Consider the following 23,489-nt stretch of genomic DNA (forward strand, 5'->3'; position numbering starts at 1 on the left):
GCATCGCCGTATCCTGACGGGTTGAACGTTCCCGAAGACCACGCGAAGACGAGCATGGTGCGCCTGACATGACAGAGACCTCCCCCTCCGGACGCGGCTTCGTTCCAGGCACTTCAGCAATCCCGCCGGCGGACTCCCCGCCGGCGGTGGCTACTGCCGGTCAGGCTCCTGCGGGTCCCGTCGTGGCCGGCAAGGTGGAACCTCTGTCATCGCACGGCGGCACTGCCGGCGGCGATCAGCTCGCCCGAATCGAGGATAAATGCTCCCGGATCGAGGACAAGTACGCTCGCTCTGAGGCGCTGTTGTCCCGCGTCGAGGAGAAGGTCGAGGGCGCCGCTGGCCGTATGAACGAGGCGGCCCGCCAGAGCGATCTCTCCGCCTTGCGCAGCGAGGTTCGCGCCATCGCGGATCGCACGCGCGGCCTACCCGGGTCCGGCGCCTTGGTGCTTACCGCCATCATCACCGCCGTTCTCACGGTTGCGCTCACCATCGCGGCGCAGCGCTTCCACCTCGATGCGATGCTGCCCCCGCGCTGATTTCCTCGTCCTGCCCGACTGAAGCCAAGGCCCCGATGACCGCTTTTCGAACCCTCGACGATGCCGGCCCGCTGAAGGGCAAGCGCGTTCTCCTTCGTGTAGACTTGAACGTTCCGATGGAGGGCGGGCGCGTCACCGACGCCACCCGCATTGAGCGAATCGTGCCGACGATCAATGAAGTCGCCGATAAGGGCGGCCGCGTCGTACTGTTGGCCCATTTCGGACGACCGAAAGGTAAGCCCGTCAGCTCCGAGTCGCTGGAGCCCGTGGTCGAGCCTCTCAGTCAGAAGCTCGGCCGTCCCGTTGCCTTCGCCGAGGATTGTGTGGGTTCGGCTGCGGCAGAAGCGGTCGCGCGCCTGGAGGACGGGGACGTTGTCCTCCTTGAAAACACGCGTTTCCACGCCGGCGAAGAGAAGAACGACCGGGCTTTCACCGAGCAGCTCGCGGCGAACGGCGACCTCTACGTGAACGAGGCCTTCTCGGCGGCGCACCGGGCGCACGCTTCCACAGAGGGGCTGGCACATCTGCTGCCGGCCTATGCGGGCCGCCTGATGCAGGCCGAACTCGACGCTCTCACCAAGGGGCTTGAGGCTCCTGCCCGCCCAGTCATTGCTCTCGTCGGCGGGGCGAAGGTTTCCTCCAAGATCGACCTTCTCCAAAACCTCGTGGAGAAGGTCGACATGCTGGTCATCGGCGGCGGGATGGCCAACACTTTCTTGCACGCGCAGGGTAAGGCGGTTGGCAAATCGCTTTGCGAGAAGGATCTTGCCGAGACTGCCCTTCGCATCATTGTGGCAGCCAAGGCGGCCAAGTGTCGGATTATTCTGCCGGTCGATGCCGTCTCGGCCTCTGAGTTCAAGGCCAACGCCGCGCACGAGACCGTCACGGTCGATGATGTGCCGGAAACAGGAATGATCCTTGATGCCGGGCCTGCCTCGGTCGCCGAGATCAACGCGGCCATCGACGAGGCCGCCACTCTGGTCTGGAACGGCCCCCTAGGTGCCTTCGAACTGACCCCGTTCGATGCCGCAACCGTGGCAGCCGCCCGGCACGCTGCTGAGCGTACGCAAGCTGGGAAGCTTGTCTCGGTGGCGGGTGGCGGTGACACGGTCGCTGCGCTGAACCATGCAGGTGTAGGCGAGACCTTTTCCTACGTATCAACTGCCGGTGGCGCCTTCCTGGAGTGGCTTGAGGGCAAGGAACTGCCGGGCGTCGAGGCCCTGCGCGCCAAAAGTTGATCGCATCCGCGACCCAGCGCGTCAGGGAATGACGGCCGCCGTTTATTGACGCTGCGCCCCCTGGCCGAAATGCTGTCTTGCGACAGTTGCAACGGATCCGCAAAGGTCCGAAAAGACGACCGAATTCGGATGGATCGCGTTTTCTGGCGCGACAACTGGTGGATCGCCTCGGCGGCGGTCGTATCTGTGGAGAAACCTATGGCCCGCATCACCCTGAGGCAGCTCCTGGACCATGCCGCCGAGCATGAATACGGCGTGCCGGCGTTCAACCTGAACAACATGGAGCAGGGTCTCGCCATTATGGCCGCGGCGGATGCGACTGATTCCCCGGTGATCCTGCAGGCGAGCAAAGGCGCGCGTGCCTATGCCAACGACATCGTCCTGGCCAAGCTCATCGACGGTCTTGTTGAGATTTATCCTCATATCCCCGTCTGCATGCACCTCGACCATGGTAGCGACGAGGCCACCTGTGCCACCGCTATTCAGTACGGCTTCACCTCGGTGATGATGGATGGGTCGCTGAAAGCGGACGGCAAGACCCCGGCCGATTACAACTACAATGTCGAGATCACCCGCAATGTCACGAAGATGGCCCACTGGGCGGGCGTCTCGGTGGAGGGCGAACTCGGCGTGCTCGGCTCGCTCGAAAGCGGACAGGGCGAGGCCGAGGACGGCCATGGCGCAGAGGGCGTGCTGAGTCACGACCAACTCCTTACCGATCCCGACGAGGCTGTGAAGTTCGTCGAAGCCACCAAGGTCGATGCGCTGGCGGTTGCCATGGGCACCTCGCACGGCGCCTACAAGTTCACTCGCAAGCCCGACGGCGACGTCCTGGCAATGAATATTATCGAGGAGATCCACCGCCGCCTGCCCTCGACCCACCTTGTGATGCACGGCTCGTCGTCGGTACCGCAGGACTTGCAGGACATCATCAATCAGTATGGCGGCGAGATGAAGCCGACCTGGGGAGTGCCGGTCGAGGAGATCCAGCGCGGCATCAAGCACGGCGTGCGAAAAATTAATATCGACACGGATAACCGGATGGCGATGACAGGCCAGATTCGGAAGATCCTGGCCGAGAATAAGGCTGAGTTCGATCCGCGCAAATACCTGAAGCCCGCCATGGAGGCGATGACGAAGCTCTGCAAGCAACGCTTTGAGGAGTTCGGTACCGCCGGTCAGGGTTCTAAGATCCGCCCGGTTTCCGTGGCTACCATGGCCAAACGCTACGCCAACGGCTCCCTCGATCCGAAGATCGGTGCGGCGGGCTGAGCGTCAGAAGGACCCTGTATGTCGGAAACTCGCACCCGCCTCGCCCTGCTTAGCCCCCACCGAGTCGAGGCCGGTGACGCCGACGCGCTTAGTGCAGCGATCACGGCCGCCTGTGCGGCCGGTGATGTTGCAGCTGTCATTCTGAGGCTTGCCCCAGCCGATGAGCGAAGCTTGGTGAACCTCGTCAAGCGCTTGGCACCGACGGTACAGGAGGCCGGTGCGGCCGTGGTTGTCGCCTGTACAAATTTCGACGGCGACCTTGTGAGCGTGTCGGCCCGCGGTGGCGCCGATGGCGTCCATCTCGACAAGCCGCGGGAAGGCGACTTACGCGGACTGCGCGAGCGCTTGGCCGACGGACGAATTCTGGGAGCCGGCGGTCACGAGCAGAAGCACGCCGCAATGGAGGCCGGTGAGGCTGGCGTCGACTACGTCATGTTCGGTGGTCTCTACGCGGATGGGATGGCTCCCGATCCTGAGACGGTTCTTGATCGCGCCGGGTGGTGGACCGAGATCTTCGAGACGCCGTGCATCGCCGTCGCACATGCCGCGGATCAAGTCGGGCCGCTCCTGGCCACGGGCGCGGAGTTCCTCGGCCTAGAAAGCCCGCTTTGGATCGGCCAGGACGCTGACGTCGCCACAATCCAAGTGCAGGTTGCCGCTGCCGCGGAGACGGCCGCGTGAGACTGTTGTTCAGCCTTCTGGCTCTGATGTTTGGCCTGTCTGACGTCTGGGCCGCGTCGTCCCTATCGCCGGAAGCAGCCAAGCCAGCGACGCGTGAGGTCTTCTCTGCCCCTCTGAAGGAACTGCCGACTCCTTATTCGCCCAACGCTATGCGGGCGGTACCCTTCACCGCGAAGCCTAGCGACAAGTCGGCGGATACGGCCTTTGGTGCCTACCAGCGTGGGCAATACACCACGGCGTTTCGCGAGGCGACAAAGCGAATTGCGGCGGATCCGAAGGATGCGGCGGCGATGACGCTGCTAGGCGAACTCTACAATCAGGGTCTCGGTATCAAACAGGATCCGGTCAAGGCCGCGGAATGGTACCGCCTTGCGGCGGCGCAGGGAGACGTGCACGCGATGGCGTCGCTGGGTCTGATGTCCATCGATGGGCGGGGCGGCGCCAAAGACATGAAGACCGGCCGGCAATGGCTCGAAAAGGCTGCTGAGACTGGCGACACTACGGCAGCCTACAATCTCGCCTTGATTCTTCTGGGGACCGGCACTGAGCCGGATCAAGCTCGGGCTGCCACCCTGTTCCGCAAGGCGGCCGAAGGGGAGATCGGTGCGGCTCAGCACGATCTCGGCGTCCTCTACCTACAGGGGCGCGGTGTGCAGAAAGATCCGACTCAGGCTGCCGAATGGTTTCGGCGTGCGGCGGATAACGGTGATCTGGCCGGCGAGGTTGAGTTCGCCATCCTTCTCTTCAACGGGACGGGTCTGCCGAAGGACGAAATGCGTGCGGCGCGTTATTTCCAGCATGCCGCCGCCCGCGGAAATGCGATCGCACAGAACCGGATTGCGCGCCTGTTCGCGGTCGGGCGTGGCGTTCAAAAGAATTTGGTCGAGGCGGCTGCCTGGAACCTCGCGGCGTCTGCGCAGGGTTTGTCCGACGCCTGGCTGGACGAGAACCTGAAAGGCCTTGAGCCGGCCGAGCGCACACGCGCCGAAACGCTTGCTGCGGATCGAGCGAAGGTCAATTAGCGGAGTCCCGTGGGGCAGCCCCGCATTCGATAGGGGTGAGCCGGCGCGCAAACGTGCTATTGCCGCGCCGAATGTTATGTGAACCGACGTTCTTTGAATCGGCCTGGACCTGAAGATCGATGATCAGCTCACCCCTCATGACCGTCATGGTCGACGCCGTGCGCAAAGCGGCCCGCGGCCTCAAACGCGACTACGGCGAGATTGAGAACCTCCAGGTCTCACGCAAAGGGCCCGGAAACTTCGTCTCGGCTGCCGATCGCAAGGCCGAGGAAGTCCTCAAGGATGCCCTGATGAAGGCGCGTCCAGGCTACGGGCTCATCCTGGAAGAGTCCGGCAATGTCGAGGGCGCGGACAAGAGCCACACTTGGCATGTTGACCCTCTCGACGGCACCACGAACTTCCTTCACGGCATCCCGCACTTCGCCATCTCCGTCGGGCTGGAGCGCGAGGGACAGATCGTCGCCGGCGTGATCTATGATCCGGCCAAGGATGAACTGTTCGTAGCCGAGCGTGGGAAGGGTGCTTATCTTAACAACCGTCGCCTCCGCGTCTCCGGGCGCACTGACATGGCCGATGCCCTTGTCGCCTACGGCTCACCCTATCTTGGTCGCGGCGACCATCCGAAGCTCCTGCGGGAGGTCGCCGCCGTGATGGCCGTCACCGGAGGCGCTCGCCGCTTCGGATCGGCCGCTCTCGATCTCGCCTATGTCGCCTGCGGCCGCTCGGACCTATACTGGGAGCGCGATCTACAAACCTGGGACATCGCTGCGGGGATCATCCTAGTGCGTGAGGCCGGCGGCTTCGTTACCAGCGCCGATGGTGGCGCCGAGCCGCTGGCAGCCCGTTCGGTCGCTTGCGGCAACGAGATTCTACACGGCGAGCTCGTGAAACTCCTACGCCGCGCCAACGCCTGAGGGGCGCGTCTTCGCCTCCAATCTCCTCGACAAGGGCTCCCCGATGGAAAGCCGCCGCCACATTGCGTTGAAGGACTCGATCCGGTCCATCCCGGATTACCCGAAGCCCGGCATCGTATTTCGCGATATCACCACCCTGCTCAGCGACCCGCGCGCGTTCCGTCGGGCGGTCGATGCGCTGGTGCATCCGTATGCGGGGGGACGCATCGATCAGGTCGCGGGTATCGAGGCGCGGGGCTTTATTCTTGGAGGGGCGGTCGCGCACCAGCTTTCGTCCGGCTTCGTCCCGATTCGAAAGAAGGGCAAGCTACCACATACGACAGTATCGATTGCCTACGCCCTCGAGTACGGCACCGACGAGATGGAAATCCACGTTGATGCCATCAAGCCGGGCGACCGGGTGCTTCTGGTGGATGACCTGATCGCCACCGGCGGCACAGCCTGCGCGGCTGTGAACCTGCTGCGTCGGATTGGCGCTGAAGTGGTGGCGGCCTGCTTCGTCATCGACCTACCGGAGATCGGCGGCGCTCAGAAGCTACGGGACCTTGATGTGCCGGTGCGGACCTTAATGGAATTCGAGGGCCATTGAGCGGTCGCGAGCCCCACACTTGTCTTTGGGGCTCGGGATTGTCTGACCGCGGGGCAGTCAGGAGAGGATACAGAGCCTCTCCGGACCCATCGTTCACCTCGACCCGACCCGCCCCGCCGTTGGCCAGCCTCTTCCTGCGAAGAAGAGGCTTATGAGGGCGCTACGCCGCCAAGCTGGTGAAGAGTCCACGTCCGTCGGTCCCACCGACGAGGTCCTCTACGAAGTTCTCCGGGTGCGGCATCAGGCCGAGTACGTTCAGGTTCTCGGAGTAGATGCCAGCGATGGAATTTAGCGAGCCGTTGCGATTGGCGTCCACCGTGAGGTTGCCCGCAGCGTCGGAGTAACGGAACGCCACCCGTCCATCGCCTTCGAGGCGCGCGATCGTTTCTGGGTCTGCAAAGTAGTTGCCCTCGCCATGGGCTACGCAAACGTCGATGACCTGATCTTTGGCGTAGGCTGACGTGAAACGGGTATCGGCGCGCTCCACCCGGAGCAACTGCCGATGACAGATGAAACGCCGGTCAACGTTCCGCATCAGGACGCCGGGCAGCAGGCCAGACTCGCACAGGATCTGGAAGCCATTGCAGATGCCAAGCACAAGGCCACCCCGCGCGGCATGCGCGCGGACGGCGTCCATCGCGGCAGCGCGGCCGGCGATAGCACCGCAACGGAGGTAGTCACCGTAGGAAAACCCACCTGGCAGCACAGCGAGATCGGTGCCGGCCGGCAGGGCTGTATCCGCGTGCCAGACCTTAATGACCTCGGCACCGGATTGGGCCAGGGCTCGGGCCACGTCCGCGTCGCGATTAGAGCCCGGGAAAACGATGATGGCGGCGCGCATCAGGCGATCTCGATGACGTAGTTCTCGACGACGGTGTTGGCGAGCAGCTTCTCGCAGGCGCTTTTCAGCGTCGTTTCTGCGGCCGTGCGGTCTTCCCCCGCGACCTCGACGTCGAAGACTTTTCCTTGGCGAACGCTGTCGATACCCGATAGCCCGAACGATGTCAGGGCCGCTTCGATCGCCTTGCCCTGCGGGTCTAGCACGCCGGTCTTAAGGGTGACGATGATGCGTGCTTTCATGGGTTCGAACTCGTCTAGTGTCGGGGCATCCAGCCGATAATCGGGAAATGCCAAGCAAGCAACGCGAAACGGCCCCGGAGGGGCCGCGCGTAGAGGTCGAAGGTGTGATTTCCGCTCAGCGCCTAATGGTTTCTGGTCCGCGCAGTGGCTCAATGCTCGTCGCGCGTCGCCATAGTTGTAGCATCACCCAGGCGGCGAAGAGACTGAACAGCGCCATCAGAACATGGCCTACCGTGTCACCAAGATCGAACAGACCGGCCAAAGCCCAGCCGGCTGCGATGGCCACGGCGAACACCTCCGTGCCGACGAGAACCATCATGCTCAGGATGGTGACGAAATTGCGCGTGTTCACAGGAGTGTCACCCCGTTGCCAACTTCACGCCCAGGAAACCCGGCGTTGAAACGATGAAGGGCGGCGTAGCGCGAACCGAACCGGTTGCGCAACGTCGCCCTTGTTTTCCCCAGACGTCAGCGCGGAGCGCGCTTGGCCAGGATACGCTGGAGCGTCCGGCGATGCATGTTCAGGCGACGCGCCGTTTCAGAGACGTTCCGTCCACAAAGCTCGTAGACGCGTTGGATGTGCTCCCAGCGCACCCGGTCCGCCGACATCGGGTTCTCGGGCGGGTCGGCTCGCTCGCCGGGCTGCGCCATGAGTGTCCCGTGGATCTCATCGGCGTCGGCTGGTTTGGCCAGGTAGTCAAACGCACCGAGTTTCACGGCCGTTACGGCCGTTGCGATATTGCCGTAGCCAGTCAGAATGACCCCTCGTGCATCCGGTCGACGCTCCTTGAGCCGAGCGATGACGTCGAGCCCATTGCCATCGCCGAGCCTCATATCGATGACTGCGAAGGCCGGCGGACGAACATCGACCATCGAGACGCCTTCGGCGACACTCTCAGCAACCTGTACCTCGTAGCCTCGCATCTCCATGGCACGGGCTAGACGCGTCGAGAAAGGCTTGTCGTCATCGACGATCAGCAGCGAACGATCGTGGAAAGCGGCCAGGGGATCATTGTCGGCAAGCTGAGCGATATCGGCACTCGGCGCCGTTGTTCCAGTCTGCGTCAGCATCCGACGCTCCTCCGTAGTTCACGAACCAACTTCGATTGGGTTCTGCTCTGGTCGTTATATAGGTGTCGCACCCGTTTCCGTCAGGGGTTGCCCACTACTCAATTGCGCATGATCGACCGCCAGCGCGCCTCGCTCGAAGATGTGACGCGCCCAGCTGACGCGGACCACCGCGCCTGTCGCGTCGTGTTGAGAGACATTTGACAGTGTTAACTGAGCTCCGGAGCGCTCGATCAGCGTCTTGGCAATGAAAAGCCCGAGGCCGAGACCGGCGCCGGTGCTGTCCGGGCTGCGTGAGCGATCCGGGCTTCGTGTCGTCACGTAGGGCTCGCCGGCCCTCAGCAGGACATCGCTCGAGAAGCCTGGGCCGTCGTCCCGAATCTCTAGCCAAACCCGTTCAAGGGTCCAGCGCGCCTCGATGATCACCCGCTCGGTGGCGAAGTCGACGGCGTTATCCACGATGTTGGCCAACCCGAACATCACTCCCGGATTGCGCCTGCACGCAGGCTCCCGACCTTCGCCCTGGTTCGAGACGTCGAGGATGATGCCCATGGCACGCTGCGGCTCGACGAGCTCCTCCACGAGGTGGCTGAGGCTGACAGTCTGGAGGAAGCCGGCCTCATCACTATCGAGGGACGTCAGCTTCGAAAGAATGCCACGGCAGCGATCGACCTGATCACGTAGGAGCGCCAGGTCCTCCCGCACAGAGGGGCTGGCCGTCGTCGCCAACTGACGGGTCAGTTCCTTTGTCACCACCATGATGGTCCCAAGCGGCGTACCGAGTTCGTGGGCGGCGGCGGCAGCGAGCCCATCGAGCTGCGACAGGTGTTGCTCCCGGGCCAGCACCAGTTCCGTGGCGGCCAGGGCCTGCGCGAGCTGACGCGTCTCCTCCGCGACTTTCCAGGCATAAACCCCCGTGAAGGCCGTCCCGAGCAGGATCGCGGTCCAGATGCCCGAAATGTACAGGAAGGGCAGTTCCAGCCGCCCATCGGCAAACCAAGGCAAGGGGCGGTGCACGAGGGCGAGCAGCGTCGCGAGACCAATCGCCAGGAGACCGAGCGCGAGGGTGCGCTCGGGCGGCAGGGCGGTGGCCGAGATTAGCACCGGGGCGAGGAACAACAGCGAGAACGGGTTCTGCAATCCGCCGGTGAGGAAGAGCAGAGCGGCGAGCTGGATGATGTCGAAGGCGAGGAGCAGGGCGGCGGAATCGTCGCTGAGGCGGTAGCTCGCGGGAAAGCGGATGCGCAGCGCGAGGTTCAGCCAGGACGAGGTGGCGATTACGAGGAAGCACCACCCGAAGGGCAGTGGCAGGCCCAACCCGAATTGCGCCCCGACCACCGCCGCGCTTTGGCCGGTGATCGCGAGCCATCGCAGGCGCACGAAGGTGTCGAGACGCAGGTGCCGTGCGTCGCGGACGAAGCCGTTGGTGCTCATGTCGATCATATCAGGGGAACGATAGGGCCCGGCTGTCTCGCGTCTATCCCTCCAGGCTCCAACATCCGCTCTTGTCGACATCGCTTTTGCGCTAAATCGAGCGGATCGCATCCGCGCAAATCGATGCGGAGTGCCGTGCCGACGGCGGATTTCGTAGGCGACCCTCGGAAGCGACGTCGACAAAAGGGGGGAATGGTCCGTGAACTTGTCCTATCTCTGGTACGAGGCCGCCCGACTGATGACGACGCCGGCGCGACTTGTCGCCGACGTCGCACGGCACAGCCTACAAAACCCCGCCAATCCATTGGCCTACTCGCCCTATGCCCGCTCGATAACGGCCGCCTGCGAGATGTTCGAGCGGGTCACCCGGCGCTACGGCAAGCCGTCTTTCGGCATCCTCAGCACCGATGTTGACGGCACGAGCGTTCCGGTGAGTGAGCGTGTGGTCTGGGAGCGGCCGTTCTGCCGTGTGATCACCTTCGATCGAAGCTTCGTGCGCGGCCCCACTGCGCCACAACCGAAGCTGCTCATCGTCGCGCCAATGTCGGGCCACTACGCCACGCTCCTGCGCGGCACCGTGGAGGCCATGTTGCCCGATCACCAGGTCTTCATCACCGATTGGGCTGACGCCCGCATGGTGCCGATCGGGGTTGGACGGTTCGATCTGGATTCCTACATCGACTACCTCATCGACATGTTCCGGGACCTCGGACCGGAGCTGCACGTCATGGCCGTGTGTCAGCCGGCCGTGCCGGTCCTGGCGGCGGTCGCCGTGATGGAGGCACAGGGCTACGCGCCAGTGCCGCAAACGATGACGCTGATGGGAGGTCCCATCGATACGCGGCGTTCACCGACAGCCGTCAACTGTGTGGCGCAGGAGCGCGGGACGGCCTGGTTCGAGCGCAACTGCATCACCACCGTGCCTGCCGGCTATCCCGGCGTCTGGCGCAGCGTCTATCCGGGCTTTTTTCAGCTGTCAGGGTTCATGGCGATGAACCTCGACCGCCACGTGAACGCTCACGCCGAGATGTTCGACCACCTTGTGACGGGGGATGGCGATTCGGCGGAGAAGCATCGCGAGTTCTACGATGAGTATCTCGCGGTGATGGATCTGACGGCAGAGTTCTACCTCCAGACGGTGAAAACGGTTTTCGTCGATCACGCCCTGCCGAAGGGATCGATGATCCACCGCGGGGCTCGCGTCGACCTCGGCGCGGTTCGCACGTGTGCCATTCTCGCCATCGAGGGGGAAAACGACGACATTTCCGGCGTCGGCCAGACCCAAGCGGCCTTAGACCTCACGCCGAACCTTCCCCCGGAACGGAAAGCGTATCATTTGCAGCACGGTGTCGGCCATTACGGCGTGTTCAACGGGTCGCGCTACCGCACCACCATTGCACCCCGGATCGCCGCCTTCATTCGCCAGATGGGCAATCTTGAACGGGTCGAAGCGGCGATCACCCACCGGCCGGAGCCCGACCTGTCTGAGGCACCGGTGTGAGGACGGAGGCGTCCGCGCCAATGGCGAAGGCGGGCGACAGCGGTTAAGCTGGCGGGATGCGATTGGCGTTGTTGCGCGGGGCGGACCCGGATCACCTCGACATCCTGCACGAGGGTGAGACCCTTCGCGTTCTGCTGCGTCGCCGGCCGACCGCACGCCGGCTCACCCTGCGCGTCTCGAGTGCGACCGGAGAAGTCGTCATGACGCTTCCGACGCGCACCTCGATCGGTGTTGCCCGGACCTTCGCCGTGAGCCACGGAGGATGGATTGCGGCACGGCTCGCCCGCATGCCCGAGCGTGTGCTGTTCGCGGCGGACGCCGTCCTGCCGATCCGGGGTGTGCCTCACCGGGTTCTGCATCGTGATCGTCGAAGCGGACTCACCCGGCTCGAGGTGCTTGCCGCGGAGCCCGTCCTATCCGTTGCCTGCGACGCGCCGCACATCGCGCGGAGGATCACGGATTTCCTGCAGCGGGAAGCCCGGCGCGATCTGACCGAGGCGGTGGCGCGCTACACCGAGAAGCTGGGACAAGGGCCGACGCGCATCACCCTGCGCGACACGCGGAGCCGTTGGGGCTCCTGCACGGTGCGTGGCGAGCTGAATTTCTCCTGGCGGCTGATCCTCGCGCCGCCGATGGTGCTCGATTATCTCGTGGCGCACGAGATGGGGCATCTCCGGGAGATGAACCACTCGACACGGTTCTGGACTCTGGTGGGGTCGCTCTGCCCGCATGTGGACGAAGCCGAGCGTTGGCTGAAACGCAACGGCGCCACCCTCCACCGTTACGGCTGAGGTCGTCTCAGCCGCGGACGCGAAGCGCCCGGCCGCGAACGACCTGCTCGGCCGGCCAGGTCGGGCGGGGATCGACATCGCCCGGGTTCAGGGTGCGCGGCGCGACGCTGTCGCAGACCTCGCGCTGGCGCAGGATCACCGGCTGGCCGAACTCGTCCCGACGACGGATGATGCCCCCATCGCGGCAAAATCCCGCGATCTCGGCCGAGCTTCCGCCACGGCGACCGCCCGGCGTGCGTGCCACCGGACGGTGCTCGATCACGAGGGGACCGTCCCGGTTGAGGGAGCGCTCGATATAGGTGGTCTCGCCGACGGGAAGCGGCTCTGCGACGGCCGGACCGGTGAGAGCGAGGGTGGCGAGGAGGAGGGGGGCGCGCAGTCGCATGGATCGGTCCGTTGTCGGGCAAGCGTGGCTGTCAGCACTAGAGGCTGTACGCGCGGCGCGATAGTCGGTTCCCGCAGGCCGGCCTTCGCTTGACATGCGATGGCCCAGCATGGTCGGAACACCCGTGTTTTCCGTTAACGGTTCGCGGGGCGGCGGGCCATGCGAAAGGGTCGACGCGTGGGGTTTCGAGGAATGGCGCAGCTTGCACGCGGCCTGGTCGCCCGGGGCGTCGCGGTCGGCCTGCTCGCTGCGGGAATCCTGCTCGCCGGCTTCGGGCCCGAGGGTGCAGCCGCCCAGGGGATGGTTCGGAACACGTTCGGCGACTGGCAGCTCCGGTGTGAGACACCGGCAGGCGCCAAGGCCGAACAATGCGCCCTGGTGCAATACCTGGCTGCCGAGGACCGGCCGAACCTCACGCTGGTCGTGATCGTCCTGAAGACGGCCGACAATCGGGGCTATCTTCTGCGCGTGGTTGCGCCGCTCGGGGTCCTGCTGCCGTCCGGCCTCGGTTTGAAGATCGATAAGACCGATGTGGGCCGCGCCGGCTTCGTCCGGTGTCTGACGACGGGCTGCGTCGCCGAGGTCGTCATGGATGATGGCCTGATCAAGCAGTTCAGCGGTGGGGCGCAGGCCACCTTCATCGTGTTCCAGACGCCGGAGGAGGGCGTCGGCATTCCTCTGTCGATGAAGGGATTCGCGCAGGGCTTCGATAGCCTCAAGTGATGGCCCCCGCGGGGGTGCGGGTGCGACGGACGGTGCGAAGAGAGCGGGATCTCGGCATGTATCTCAGCATGATGACGGGCCGGCAGCGGTTCGGGCTCCTCCTGGCGGCAACCCTCGCGGCGAGCGGCCTCGGGATCGACGCCACTTTTGCGGAGGAGGGTAACTTCTTCACGAACATGCTGAAATACGGCGGAACCTCGGTGCCGCCGTCGCAGCCGGACGATGCCGATCCGCCCTATTGTCCGACGGTGGCGGTTCCGGAAGGGGGGGCGGCGCTCCAGAGCTATACGGGCCGGGCCGGAGACGGCAGCAGCCTTCGACACCAGGTGACGATCGGTCGTCTCGCCCGGGAATGCGCCAAGCTTCAGGACGGCTCCGTCTCGGTGAAGGTCGGCGTCGAAGGGCAGGTGCTTCTGGGTCCCGTCGGGAAGCCGGGTCGCTTCGATGCACCGGTCTCCATCAGCATCAAGGCCGGCGACAAAGTCGTGCAGTCGCGGGTTCACCGCGTGGCGGTCACGGTGCCCGCGGGGGCGGCGCAGGGCCTGTTCTCCTTCGTCGAGGACAATCTCGTCGTCCCGGCGGCGATGGCCCGCGACTACGACATCGAGGTGCGTCTCGGGGCTGCGCCCCAGAAGGCTGCGCCGCGGAAGACGAGGAAGCCGGCGGTCGCTGCCACGTCGGAGGATCGGGTGGCGGCGCCCGCAACGGATGCCGCCGAGTGAGCTTTGAGCCTGCGCAGGTGATGTCCTGACCGCATCCGGACGCTCCGTCGCCTTCTCGCTCGATGCTACGGATGATCCCCTCTTCGACCGCCGGCTTCGCCTCGCCGAGAACGGGCGCGGCTGCTGGATCGTCTTGATCTATCGCGCGAATCCCCGGGTTCGTCCGCTGCGGCCGCTGCTGCGCCTGACCCGCGACGACGGTCGGCGCGAAGTTTTCGTCCTGCCCGGGACGGGGCAGGGGGCGGCCGAGTGGCTCGGCTGGCTTCCGCCGGATACCGCGGCGATCGACCTCGCCACCGACGGACGCAGCGGCTTCGTGCTGGAGCGGGTCGGCCTGCGTTCGGAGGCGAGCGTGTTCGCCGAATGCCTGCGCGTACGCCCACTCCGGGCGATGTCCGCTTTCTATCAGAGGCTTAGGCGAAACGAGCGGCGCACCCGCGACATCCTTCGGGGCAGTTGCGGCGTGACCCCGATCGCGGATTTCGCGGACTGGGCGCGCCACCGTGCCCGCGCCGACGCGACTCCGGTACCGGCGGGGCCGGCGGTTCGGATGGTGATGCCGGCCGGGCCGGCGGACGGCGAGCGGGTCGCGGCGACAATCGCGAGCCTGAAGGCCCAGCGTGACGCCGCCTGGCGCCTCGTCGTGGGCTGGTCGGACACGGGGCTCGCTGTCGCGGAGGACGATGCGCGGATCGAGCAGCACGTCTGGGCGGCCTCGGCCTGCCTCGGCGATTTCCTGAATGATGACAGCGCGTTGATGGTGCTGGCCCCGGGCGATGCTCTCGATCCGGACGCCCTGGCGATCCTGGTCCGCGCGCTGGCGGAGCCGGATCGCCCGCAGATGGTCTACGCGGATTCCCGGGTCGAGGGCTCTGACCCGAGACCGGCGCTGAAGCCGGACTGGAGTCCGGACCTGGCCCTGACCACCGCCTATCCCGGGACGCCGACCCTCTATGCCGGGGGCCTGCTCGAGCGACTGAGGACTCGTCCGCTCGGAGCGCCGGACGGGTTCGCCCTCCGCCTCGGGTTGGCCGCCGTATACCACGTGGGTTTCGACGAGGTCGCGCATGTCCCGCGTGTTCTCGCCCGCGCGGCGCCTCCGCCGCCAGATTCGGCCGAGCGCCACGCGGCGATTCTCCAGACTCACCTCAACGAGACCCGCCGTCCGGCGCGGGTCGAGGCGAACCCCACCGGGTTCGATCTGCTCTGGGCGTTGCCCGAGCCGCCGCCGCTCGCCAGCGTGATCATTCCGTCGCGGGACCGCCTGGAGCTGATCCGGGTCGCCGCCGACGGGGTGCTCAACGGGACGGACTACCCGGCGATCGAGCTCGTCATCGTCGATAACGGCTCGACCGATCCGGACGTGCTCGCCCATTACGAGACCCTGCGGCAGGATTCGCGGGTCCGTATCCTGTCCTATCCGGGGCCGTTCAATTTCTCCGCGATGATCAATGCCGGGGTGGCCGGGTCGCGGGGGGCGGTGGTGGTCCTCCTCAACAACGACGTCGCGGTGCTGCGCGAGGATTGGCTCACCGCTTTGGTGCGCCAGGCCTGCCGGCCGGAGATCGGCGCGGTGGGCGCCAAGCTCCTCTATGCCGACGGGACGCTGCAGCATGCCGGCGTGGTGGTGGGCCTCGGGGGGCGGGCCGGGCACATCCTGCGCCGGCGGCCGGCCGATACCCCAGGAATGCTCGGCCGGATGCGGGTCGCCCACGAGGTCTCGGCCGTCACCGCGGCTTGCCTGGCGGTGGGGCGGGCCAAGTTCGACGCGGTCGGGGGCCTCGACGCGGACGCCTTCGCGGTGGATTTCAACGACGTCGATTTCTGCCTGCGCCTCAATGCGGCCGGCTACCGGACGATCTGGACGCCGCGCGCCGTGATGGCCCACCTCGAATCGACCAGCCGCGGACCCGCCGTCGGGGCGGCGCGCTTGCGCTTCGAGCAGGAGGCCGACCGCTTCGTCGAGCGCTGGCGCGACACCATCCGGCACGATCCCTATTACCACCCGGTGCTGTCGCTGACGACGTTCGGGGAAGACCTTGAGTAGGAGGGCCGACGCCGCGCTCGCCTTCGCGGGCGTCGCCCGGCATCCGGTCTGGCTGCGTTGGGGCCGTGCCGCCGCGCTCCTGCTCCGGCATCGGGGGGAGGGGCTGGCGATCCTGCGGGCGCGGCTGGCGGGCAAGCGCGTCCGCGCCGGCCAGGCGGCGGCCGCCCTGTTCGGCCTCAATCATGCGGGACTTCTCTGCGGCCCGGCGGCGCAAGGCCGGCTCCTGCAGGCGCCGGCCGCCGGGGGCGCTGCGGGGCCACGCGACACCGTCGCAGTCCTGACGCTCGCGGACCTGGCATCCGCGGACCTGACATCCGCGGACCTGGCATCCGCAGACTTGGCGCAGGGTCGTCCGTCGGAGGCGTCGCGCGCCGGTGCCGAGATTCTCGTGCTCACGGCGCCGGGTCATGCCCTGCTGCCGGGCGCACCCGCGATCCTGGCCGAGGCCTTCGCCCGGAGCCCGGCGCACCAGCTCGCCTACGGCGATGCGCTCCTGGGGTCCGAGACCGGGCTCGCGATGCCGCTGCTGCGTCCGGCCTTCGACCCCGACTACGCCTGCGCGGTGGCGTATTGCGGCCCGGTGCTGGCGCTCCGGGCCTCGGCCCTCGCCGCCGTCACCGAGCGGGAGGGGCCGGTGACCGATGCCCTCGACCTCATCCTGAGGGTGGCGGAGCGGTTCGGGCACGGGGCGATCGGGCACCTGCCGCGCCTGCTCTCCCGCAGCGACGCGGCCTCCACCGGGATGCCAGATCCGGCGGCGCGGGCCGCCACCCTGCGCCGGGCCCTCGACCGCAGGGGCGACCACGCCGTCACGATCCAGGTGGAGGCGGACGGCGTGCTGACGCTCGCGCACCCGCTGCCGCAGGCGCGCCCCCGCGTCAGCCTCATCGTGCCGACCCGCGACCGGGTCGACCTCCTGCGGACCTGCATCACCAGCCTGGTCGGGTGTACCGACTGGCCGGAGCGGGAGATCCTGATCTGCGACAACGACAGTCGCGCGCCCGAGACCCTGGCGTATTTCCGGGAGCTGGAGGCGGCGGGCATCGCACGAATCGTGTCCTGTCGCGGCCCGTTCGACTTTGCCGGCATGAACAATCGGGCCGCGGCCGCGGCGCAGGGGCAGGTGCTGGCCTTCATCAACAACGACGTCGCGGCCCTGCACCCGGACTGGCTCGAGCGGCTGGTACGCGAGGCCCTGCGGCCGGATGTGGGCGCGGTCGGCGCCAAGCTCATCGACGGGCGGGGCCGCATCCAGCATGGCGGCGTGCTGCTCGGGCCGGGTGGCCTCGTCACCCATGCGCACCGATTCTTCTCCGGAGAGGCGCCGGGCTACCTGGCCGGCCTGCGGGCGACCCGCGCGGTCGCGGCGGTCACGGCCGCCTGCCTCGTGGTGGAGGCGCACAAGTTCGCGGCGGTCGGAGGCTTCGATGCGGCGGCCTTCGCGGTCGACTTCAACGATGTCGACCTGTGCCTCCGCCTGAACGCGGCCGGCTACCGCACCCTGTTCGTGCCGGGGGCGGTGCTGCGCCACGACGAGGCGGCGAGCCGGCGCTGGACGCCCGCCGCGCAGGAGCGCCACCGGCGCGAAGTCGCGGCCTTTCAAGACCGATGGGGGCCGCTGCTCGCGCAGGACCCCCATTATCACCCGGGGTTCGACCCCGATCTCGGCACCTATGCGCGGCTGCGTCCGGGCTGGCCGGAGGCGGGGCCGGTCGATCTGCGGTGAGCCTCTCGCAGGCTGCCGGATACGGGAACCCGCGCGCAGCACCCCGTCACCCCGGGGCCGCGCCGCGGAGCCCGGGAGCCGGACACGCAGCGCGTGCCGGAGGTGACGCCGTCGGCGGCTCGGGATCGCACGCCGCTGCGCGCCCCTTGCGGGTCCCGGGCGCGCCGGCGGCGCCCCGGAATGATGGCGCCGGACGACCCCTGGGTTCAGGCGTCGCCGTCGGTCGAAGACCAGCCGGCGCGGGCCGGAGAGACCCGCGGGGCCGGCCGGTCCTTTACTGGACGAGGCGCGGGCCGCCCGTCTGGACCTTCTCGTTCTCGGACATGATGCCGAGGCGCTTGGCCACCTCGGTATAGGCCTCGATCAGGCCGCCGAGATCCTTGCGGAAGCGGTCCTTGTCGAGCTTGTCCGACGACTTGATGTCCCAGAGGCGGCACGAATCCGGGGAGATCTCGTCGGCGACGACGATGCGCATCATGTCGCCTTCCCAGAGGCGGCCGGTCTCGATCTTGAAGTCGACGAGGCGGATGCCGACGCCGAGGAAGAGCCCGGACAGGAAGTCGTTGACCCGGATGGCCAGCGCCATGATGTCGTCGATCTCCTGCGGGGTCGCCCAGCCGAAGGCGGTGATGTGCTCTTCCGACACCATCGGGTCATTGAGCGCGTCGTTCTTGTAGTAGAACTCGATGATCGAGCGCGGCAGCTGCGTGCCTTCCTCGAGGCCGAGGCGGGTGGCGAGCGAGCCGGCGGCGACGTTGCGCACCACCACTTCGAGCGGGATGATCTCGACTTCGCGGATCAGCTGCTCGCGCATGTTCAGGCGGCGGATGAAGTGCGTGGGCACGCCGATGTCGTTGAGGTGCTGGAAGACGAACTCGGAAATCCGGTTGTTCAGCACGCCCTTGCCGTCGATGACATCATGCTTCTGCGCGTTGAAGGCGGTGGCATCATCCTTGAAGTGCTGGATGAGCGTTCCCGGCTCCGGACCCTCGTAGAGGACCTTCGCCTTGCCCTCGTAGATGCGACGGCGGCGGTTCATAGGCGTGTACCGTGGTTTGAGGAAGTCCATGGGCCGTGACTCCTTGCGAGCGAACGATGCGGAATCCGCGGCGTGGCGGCCTGTGGGTGGGGCCGGGCCGAGAGACACGTCGTACGTCGAAAGCCTCCGCGACCGTGGCGCAAACTACCCGAAGGCGGCTGGCAGCACAACGCGCTGGCCGGATGGGACCCATGCCGTCCTGGGAGGACACCGGTGATAAAGCGGTGTGCGGGTCGGGGGCAAGGGGACCGGGCCTCGCGGACCGGGCCTTCAGGACGGGGCCTTCAGGACCGGGCCTTCGTGAGGACTGAGCCTTGGCGCGGGTTGCGCCTTGGCGCGAACCGAGGCTTCGCGCCGACCGGACCTCGGAGCGGAACGGCTCAGCCCCGTCCCGGCGAGCGGGCGGGCGGCTGTCGGTGGGCCGGCTCGTCCGGCCGGGTCACGGGGCGGCCGTCTTGGCCGGGAAGCGGCACAGGTCGGCGATCGGGCAGCGGTAGCATTCGGGCTTGCGCGCCTTGCAGATGTAGCGGCCGAACAGGATCAGCCAGTGATGGGCGTTGAGCCGGTAGGGCGCGGGTACGATGGCCTCCAGCCCGGCCTGGACCTTGTCGGTGGTGGGGGCGACCACCAGCGGAATCCGGTTGGAGACCCGGAAGATGTGGGTGTCGACCGCGATGGTCTCCTCGCCGAAGGCGACGTTGCGGACCACGCTGGCGGTCTTGGCGCCGACGCCGGGCAGCACCTCCAGCGCCGCCCGGGCGCTGGGGACTTCGCCGCCATGCTCCTCCACCAGGATGCGCGACAGGGCGATGACGTTCTTCGCCTTGGTGTTGAACAGGCCGATGGTGCGGATGAAGTCGCGCACCCGCGCCTCCCCGAGGGCCAGCATCGCGGCCGGCGTGTCGGCGATGGCGAAGAGCGGCGCGGTGGCGAGGTTGACGCTGCGGTCGGTGGCCTGGGCCGAGAGCACCACCGCCACCAGGAGGGTGAAGGGGTTCTCGAACTCGAGTTCGGCGCGCGGCTCCGGGTTGGCCGCGCTGAGCCGCGCGAAGATCTCCGCCACGGTGTCCGGGCCCACGGGGTCCGGCGTGGCGGGCGCCGCTGCGACGATCGGCGCGGCGAGCCGCGCGGAGATCGGCGATTTCCGTGGTTTGGTCGGCTGTCGGCTGGGCATCCCTGCGTTATATTCCTCGCATGGCGAGCGGCAATGACCACGTCCCTCCGATCGGCCGGCATCCGGACGGCCTCGATCCCGACAGCATGGATCGGCCTGTCTTCCAGGCCACCATCCGGCCGCACCAGTCCCTGGGGCCGGACGGCTTCCGCAACGTCATGATCGGCTGCTGCGCCGTCTCCCTCGTCACCTCGATCGCCTGCGTCCGGGCCGGGTTCTGGCCCGTGGCCGGGTTCTTCGGCCTCGACATGCTCGCCCTCTACGTGGCGCTGAAGGCGAGCTTCCGGCGCGGCCGCTCCTTCGAGGAGGTGATGATCACCCCGATCGAGGTGATGCTCGCCCGGGTGACCCACCGGGGCGAGCGCCGGGAATGGCGCTTCAATCCGCTCTGGACCAAGCTGACCCGGGTGGAGGACGACGAGTACGGCATGCAGACCCTGACCCTCGAATCCCGCCGGGAATTCGTGGTGGTCGCCCGGGACGCCTCGCCGCCGGAGCGCGAGGTCATCGCCGACGGCCTGACCCGTGCCCTGGCGCAGGTGAAGAAGGGCTACTGACGGGGGCCGAGCCTCGAGGCCCGGGGGCGCCGGTGTCACGGCAGGGCAGGGCCTGTCCGGTCGGAGCGATTCACAGGAGCATGAGCGGATGAGGCGCCACAGTTTCGCGCAACGGGCGCTTTCCGCCTCCCTTGTCGTGGCCGCCCTCGCCTTGGCCGCCCCCGCCTTGGCTGCCCCCGCCTTGGCCGCACCGGCGGATGCGCGCGTCACCGTCCGCTTCGTCGCGCCCGAGCGCTACACCGACGCCGACGACCGCTACGGTTCGGGGCCCGGCCTGCGGGGCACCCTCGCGGAGATCCGGCGGATCATCGCGGCGTCCGCCCTGCGGGTGATGGGACCGGACGAGACCCTGTCCGTGGATGTCCTCGATATCGACCGGGCCGGCTTCGTCCGCCCGGACCTGAACAGCCCCTCGGGCCTGAGGATCGTCAGCGACGCGACCCCGCCGGCGATCCGCCTGCGCTACGACCTGCGCCGCGGCGGCCGCCGGATCGCCGGGGGCGAGGAGCGCCTGACCGACATCAACTTCCTGTTCGGCGCCCGCGCCGCGGCCGCCGGCGGGAGCTTCGGCTACGAGGAAGCCCTCCTGCGCGACTGGGCCCGCAGCCGGCTGTCCGCGCCTGCCGGCGGCGCGGGGCCGCGCCCGGACTAGGCCGGCTTCAGGCGGCTTCGTCAGCTCCGTCGTCCCCAGACATGACCAAAGCGTCATGTTGCCGCCAGGGTCGTGCAACCCACGGCTGCCCATGGTCCGGCTCATCGACCCAGCGCGGAGGGATGCGGCATGAGCGTTGCCGGACAAGGCGGTTTCGCGAGGACGGGCGAGACCCTATCACTCCGTCCCATGCGTCTGCTCATCATCGAGGACGACCGCGAGGCGGTCGCGTACCTGATCAAGGCTTTTCGCGAGGCCGGTCACATGCCGGACCAGGCCTCCGACGGCCTCGACGGCTACGCCCTGGCGCAGGAGGGCGATTACGACGTGCTCATCGTCGACCGCATGCTGCCCAAGCTCGACGGCCTGTCGCTGATCCGCTCCCTGCGCGAGCAGGGCGTGACCACGCCGGTGCTGATTCTCTCGGCCCTCGGGCAGGTGGACGACCGGGTGAAGGGCCTGCGGGCCGGGGGCGACGACTACCTGCCCAAGCCCTACGCCTTCTCCGAGCTGCTCGCCCGGGCCGAGGTGCTGGCCCGCCGCCGGGCCGGGCCGGGCACCGCCGCCGAAGCGACCGCCTACCGGGTCGGCGACCTCGAACTCGATCGCCTCTCGCACCGCGTGACCCGGGCCGGCCAGGAGATCGTGCTGCAGCCGCGCGAATTCCGCCTGCTCGAGTACCTGATGCGCCATGCCGGCCAGGTCGTGACCCGGACCATGCTGCTGGAGCACGTCTGGGACTACCATTTCGACCCGCAGACCAACGTCATCGACGTCCACGTCTCGCGCCTGCGCGCGAAGGTCGACAAGGATTTCGAGCACCCGATCATCCACACCGTGCGCGGCACCGGCTACGTGCTGCGGGTCGACGAGGCGCGGGCACCGGGACCGTCGGCGTGAGGCGCAGCGTGAGGCTCAGGCCGTGACGACTCTCGACGACGCCCCGGCCGGGCGCCTCGGGAACCTGTTCCGCACGACGGCCTTCAAGCTGTCCTTCGCCTACCTGGTGGTGTTCGCCACCTTCGCGCTGCTGGCGCTGGGCTACGTCGCCTGGAACGCCAGCCGCGCCCTCGACGACCAGATGGTGTCCACCATCGAGGCCGAGATCAACGGCCTGTCGGAGCAGTACAAGGTCGGGGGCCTGCGGCGCCTGATCTCCGCGGTGGAGCGGCGCGCCGGCGAGCCCGGGGCCTCGCTCTACCTCGTCACCAACGCCGCCGGCGAGCGCATCGTCGGCAACATCGACGCCCTGCCCACCGGGCTCATCGTCGATCCGGGCCAGACCGAGGCCAACTACGCCCGCATCGGCGGCGCGCAGAACCTCGAGCACCGGGCGATCATGCAGATCTTCGTCCTGCCCGGGGGCTTCCGGCTCCTCGTCGGCCGCGATGTCGCCGAGCGCGACCGGCTGCGGGCGGTGATCGGACGGACCTTCGGCTCCTCCGTGGGGCTGGTGATGGTGCTGGGCGTGATCGGCACCTGGTTCATCGCCAGCCGGGTCCTGAGGCGCGTCGACGCCATGACGGAGACCACCCGCCGGATCATGGCCGGCGACCTCGACGGGCGCCTCGCGGTGGCGGGGACCGGCGACGAGCTCGACCGGCTGGCCCACAACCTCAACGCCATGCTGGAGCGGATCGGCGAGCTGATGCGCGGCCTGCGCGACGTCTCCGACAACATCGCCCACGACCTCAAGACGCCCCTGACCCGCCTGCGCAACCGGGCCGAGGAGGCCCTGCGCACGGCCGAGACGCCGGACGCCCTGCGGGCGGCGATGGAGGGGGTGATCGAGGAGAGCGACGGCCTGATCCGGATCTTCAACGCGCTCCTGATGATCGCCCGCCTGGAGGGCGTGAACGCCCGCGAGGATTTCCAGACCTTCGACGTCGCCGCCGTGGTCCAGGCCGTGGCCGAGCTCTACGAGCCCCTGGCCTCGGAGCAGGGCCTGGCGCTGCAGGTCGAGACCGAGGGCGCGCCCCTGACCCTGCGCGGCAGCCGGGAACTGATCGGACAGGCGCTCGCCAACCTGATCGACAACGCGGTGAAGTATGGCGGGCCCAGCGGCGAGATCCGGCTCAGCGCCGCGCGGGTCGGCGACGCCGTGCGCCTCGGCGTGGCCGATTCCGGGCCGGGCATCCCCAGCGAGGCCCGCGGCCGGGTGCTCGACCGCTTCGTCCGGCTGGAGGAGGCGCGCTCGCGGCCGGGCTTCGGCCTCGGCCTCAGTCTCGTCAACGCGGTGGTGCGCCTGCACCAGGGCACGCTGGCGCTGGAAGACCATGCCCCCGGGCTCTCCGTCGTGATAACCCTGCCGGCCGGAGATCCGACGGGAGGGTAGGGC

25 protein-coding genes are annotated in these 23,489 nt (G+C 67.6%); 17 read left to right on the forward strand and 8 right to left on the reverse strand.

Translation table 11 applies throughout. The features are described from left to right. The first annotated feature begins 68 nt into the window (after positions 1-68). The 7 genes from AC0IY1_RS04465 (at position 69) to AC0IY1_RS04495 (ending at position 6,252) form a co-directional block, all read left to right on the forward strand. A complete protein-coding gene (locus AC0IY1_RS04465; protein ID WP_055955257.1) occupies positions 69-536 on the forward strand; it encodes a hypothetical protein in 468 nt (155 codons plus the stop codon). 35 nt (positions 537-571) lie between these two features. Then, entirely contained in the window at positions 572-1,774 is a 1,203-nt protein-coding gene (locus tag AC0IY1_RS04470; protein ID WP_055955254.1) for a phosphoglycerate kinase, read from the forward strand. 198 nt (positions 1,775-1,972) lie between these two features. Continuing rightward, positions 1,973-3,046 (forward strand): class II fructose-bisphosphate aldolase, encoded by a 1,074-nt coding sequence (gene fba, locus AC0IY1_RS04475; RefSeq protein WP_055955251.1) that lies wholly within the window; start codon positions 1,973-1,975, stop codon positions 3,044-3,046. Positions 3,047-3,064: 18 nt separating this feature from the next. Next, on the forward strand, positions 3,065-3,727 hold the full coding sequence (locus AC0IY1_RS04480) for a thiamine phosphate synthase (RefSeq protein WP_055955248.1): 663 nt from the start codon (positions 3,065-3,067) through the stop codon (positions 3,725-3,727). 26 nt (positions 3,728-3,753) lie between these two features. Beyond that, the gene (locus tag AC0IY1_RS04485; protein WP_082513154.1) at positions 3,754-4,749 is read left to right on the forward strand and encodes a tetratricopeptide repeat protein; all 996 of its coding nucleotides are present in this window, start codon (positions 3,754-3,756) and stop codon (positions 4,747-4,749) included. A 119-nt stretch (positions 4,750-4,868) separates the two neighbouring features. Then, on the forward strand, positions 4,869-5,663 hold the full coding sequence (locus AC0IY1_RS04490) for an inositol monophosphatase family protein (protein ID WP_055955245.1): 795 nt from the start codon (positions 4,869-4,871) through the stop codon (positions 5,661-5,663). Between the two features lie 43 nt (positions 5,664-5,706). Further along, positions 5,707-6,252: an adenine phosphoribosyltransferase gene (locus AC0IY1_RS04495; protein WP_055955242.1), complete on the forward strand. Its 546-nt coding sequence runs from the start codon at positions 5,707-5,709 to the stop codon at positions 6,250-6,252. Positions 6,253-6,412: 160 nt separating this feature from the next. Here AC0IY1_RS04495 and purQ read toward each other — a convergent pair whose 3' ends face one another. The 5 genes from purQ to AC0IY1_RS04520 form a co-directional block, all read right to left on the reverse strand. Next, entirely contained in the window at positions 6,413-7,093 is a 681-nt protein-coding gene (purQ, locus tag AC0IY1_RS04500; protein ID WP_055955240.1) for a phosphoribosylformylglycinamidine synthase subunit PurQ, read from the reverse strand. Next, the gene (gene purS, locus AC0IY1_RS04505; RefSeq protein WP_055955237.1) at positions 7,093-7,332 is read right to left on the reverse strand and encodes a phosphoribosylformylglycinamidine synthase subunit PurS; all 240 of its coding nucleotides are present in this window, start codon (positions 7,330-7,332) and stop codon (positions 7,093-7,095) included. Before purS ends, purQ begins: the two co-directional genes overlap by 1 nt. A 115-nt stretch (positions 7,333-7,447) precedes the next feature. After that, entirely contained in the window at positions 7,448-7,684 is a 237-nt protein-coding gene (locus AC0IY1_RS04510) for a hypothetical protein (protein ID WP_055955233.1), read from the reverse strand. Positions 7,685-7,800: 116 nt separating this feature from the next. Beyond that, positions 7,801-8,403, reverse strand: a complete 603-nt coding sequence (locus tag AC0IY1_RS04515) for an ActR/PrrA/RegA family redox response regulator transcription factor (protein ID WP_055955230.1) — start codon at positions 8,401-8,403, stop codon at positions 7,801-7,803. A 54-nt stretch (positions 8,404-8,457) separates the two neighbouring features. Further along, positions 8,458-9,843 carry an ActS/PrrB/RegB family redox-sensitive histidine kinase gene (locus AC0IY1_RS04520; protein WP_471768008.1) on the reverse strand — a complete coding sequence of 462 codons (1,386 nt, stop codon included), beginning with the start codon at positions 9,841-9,843 and terminating at the stop codon, positions 8,458-8,460. Between the two features lie 190 nt (positions 9,844-10,033). Between AC0IY1_RS04520 and AC0IY1_RS04525 the strand changes: the two genes are divergently transcribed. Both AC0IY1_RS04525 and AC0IY1_RS04530 read left to right on the forward strand, forming a co-directional pair. Beyond that, a complete protein-coding gene (locus AC0IY1_RS04525; RefSeq protein ID WP_055955225.1) occupies positions 10,034-11,335 on the forward strand; it encodes a polyhydroxyalkanoate depolymerase in 1,302 nt (433 codons plus the stop codon). A gap of 56 nt (positions 11,336-11,391) precedes the next feature. Then, positions 11,392-12,126 carry a M48 family metallopeptidase gene (locus AC0IY1_RS04530; protein WP_055955222.1) on the forward strand — a complete coding sequence of 245 codons (735 nt, stop codon included), beginning with the start codon at positions 11,392-11,394 and terminating at the stop codon, positions 12,124-12,126. Positions 12,127-12,133: 7 nt separating this feature from the next. Here the strand turns inward: AC0IY1_RS04530 and AC0IY1_RS04535 are convergent, their stop codons facing one another. After that, positions 12,134-12,511, reverse strand: a complete 378-nt coding sequence (locus AC0IY1_RS04535) for a hypothetical protein (protein WP_055955219.1) — start codon at positions 12,509-12,511, stop codon at positions 12,134-12,136. A gap of 192 nt (positions 12,512-12,703) precedes the next feature. On the opposite strand from AC0IY1_RS04535, the gene AC0IY1_RS04540 reads away from it, so the two are divergent. From AC0IY1_RS04540 to AC0IY1_RS04555, 4 genes are all read left to right on the forward strand, one after another. After that, positions 12,704-13,234, forward strand: coding sequence for an invasion associated locus B family protein (locus tag AC0IY1_RS04540; protein WP_103708712.1), 531 nt, complete (start codon positions 12,704-12,706; stop codon positions 13,232-13,234). A gap of 56 nt (positions 13,235-13,290) precedes the next feature. Beyond that, positions 13,291-13,956, forward strand: a complete 666-nt coding sequence (locus AC0IY1_RS04545) for a hypothetical protein (RefSeq protein WP_244477373.1) — start codon at positions 13,291-13,293, stop codon at positions 13,954-13,956. A gap of 133 nt (positions 13,957-14,089) precedes the next feature. Continuing rightward, entirely contained in the window at positions 14,090-16,003 is a 1,914-nt protein-coding gene (locus AC0IY1_RS04550; RefSeq protein WP_471768011.1) for a glycosyltransferase, read from the forward strand. Continuing rightward, positions 15,996-17,729 carry a glycosyltransferase family 2 protein gene (locus AC0IY1_RS04555; protein WP_471768012.1) on the forward strand — a complete coding sequence of 578 codons (1,734 nt, stop codon included), beginning with the start codon at positions 15,996-15,998 and terminating at the stop codon, positions 17,727-17,729. Before AC0IY1_RS04550 ends, AC0IY1_RS04555 begins: the two co-directional genes overlap by 8 nt. A gap of 274 nt (positions 17,730-18,003) precedes the next feature. Here AC0IY1_RS04555 and purC read toward each other — a convergent pair whose 3' ends face one another. Beyond that, positions 18,004-18,798 (reverse strand): phosphoribosylaminoimidazolesuccinocarboxamide synthase, encoded by a 795-nt coding sequence (purC, locus tag AC0IY1_RS04560; protein ID WP_055955211.1) that lies wholly within the window; start codon positions 18,796-18,798, stop codon positions 18,004-18,006. Between the two features lie 409 nt (positions 18,799-19,207). Next, complete coding sequence (nth, locus tag AC0IY1_RS04565; RefSeq protein WP_055955209.1) at positions 19,208-19,942, reverse strand: endonuclease III; 735 nt, start codon at positions 19,940-19,942, stop codon at positions 19,208-19,210. Positions 19,943-19,962: 20 nt separating this feature from the next. Here nth and AC0IY1_RS04570 point away from each other — a divergent pair, with 20 nt between their 5' ends. The 4 genes from AC0IY1_RS04570 to AC0IY1_RS04585 all read left to right on the forward strand — a co-directional run bounded on the left by AC0IY1_RS04570 (position 19,963) and on the right by AC0IY1_RS04585 (position 23,486). Next, positions 19,963-20,499, forward strand: a complete 537-nt coding sequence (locus AC0IY1_RS04570; RefSeq protein WP_055955206.1) for a DUF2244 domain-containing protein — start codon at positions 19,963-19,965, stop codon at positions 20,497-20,499. Positions 20,500-20,587: 88 nt separating this feature from the next. Beyond that, positions 20,588-21,151, forward strand: a complete 564-nt coding sequence (locus tag AC0IY1_RS04575; RefSeq protein ID WP_055955204.1) for a DUF3016 domain-containing protein — start codon at positions 20,588-20,590, stop codon at positions 21,149-21,151. Between the two features lie 189 nt (positions 21,152-21,340). Then, positions 21,341-22,051, forward strand: coding sequence for a response regulator transcription factor (locus tag AC0IY1_RS04580; RefSeq protein ID WP_055955201.1), 711 nt, complete (start codon positions 21,341-21,343; stop codon positions 22,049-22,051). A gap of 22 nt (positions 22,052-22,073) precedes the next feature. After that, positions 22,074-23,486 (forward strand): sensor histidine kinase, encoded by a 1,413-nt coding sequence (locus AC0IY1_RS04585; protein WP_055955198.1) that lies wholly within the window; start codon positions 22,074-22,076, stop codon positions 23,484-23,486. Positions 23,487-23,489 lie beyond the last annotated feature (3 nt).

It is taken from the genome of Methylobacterium sp. AC690 (assembly GCF_979256535.1).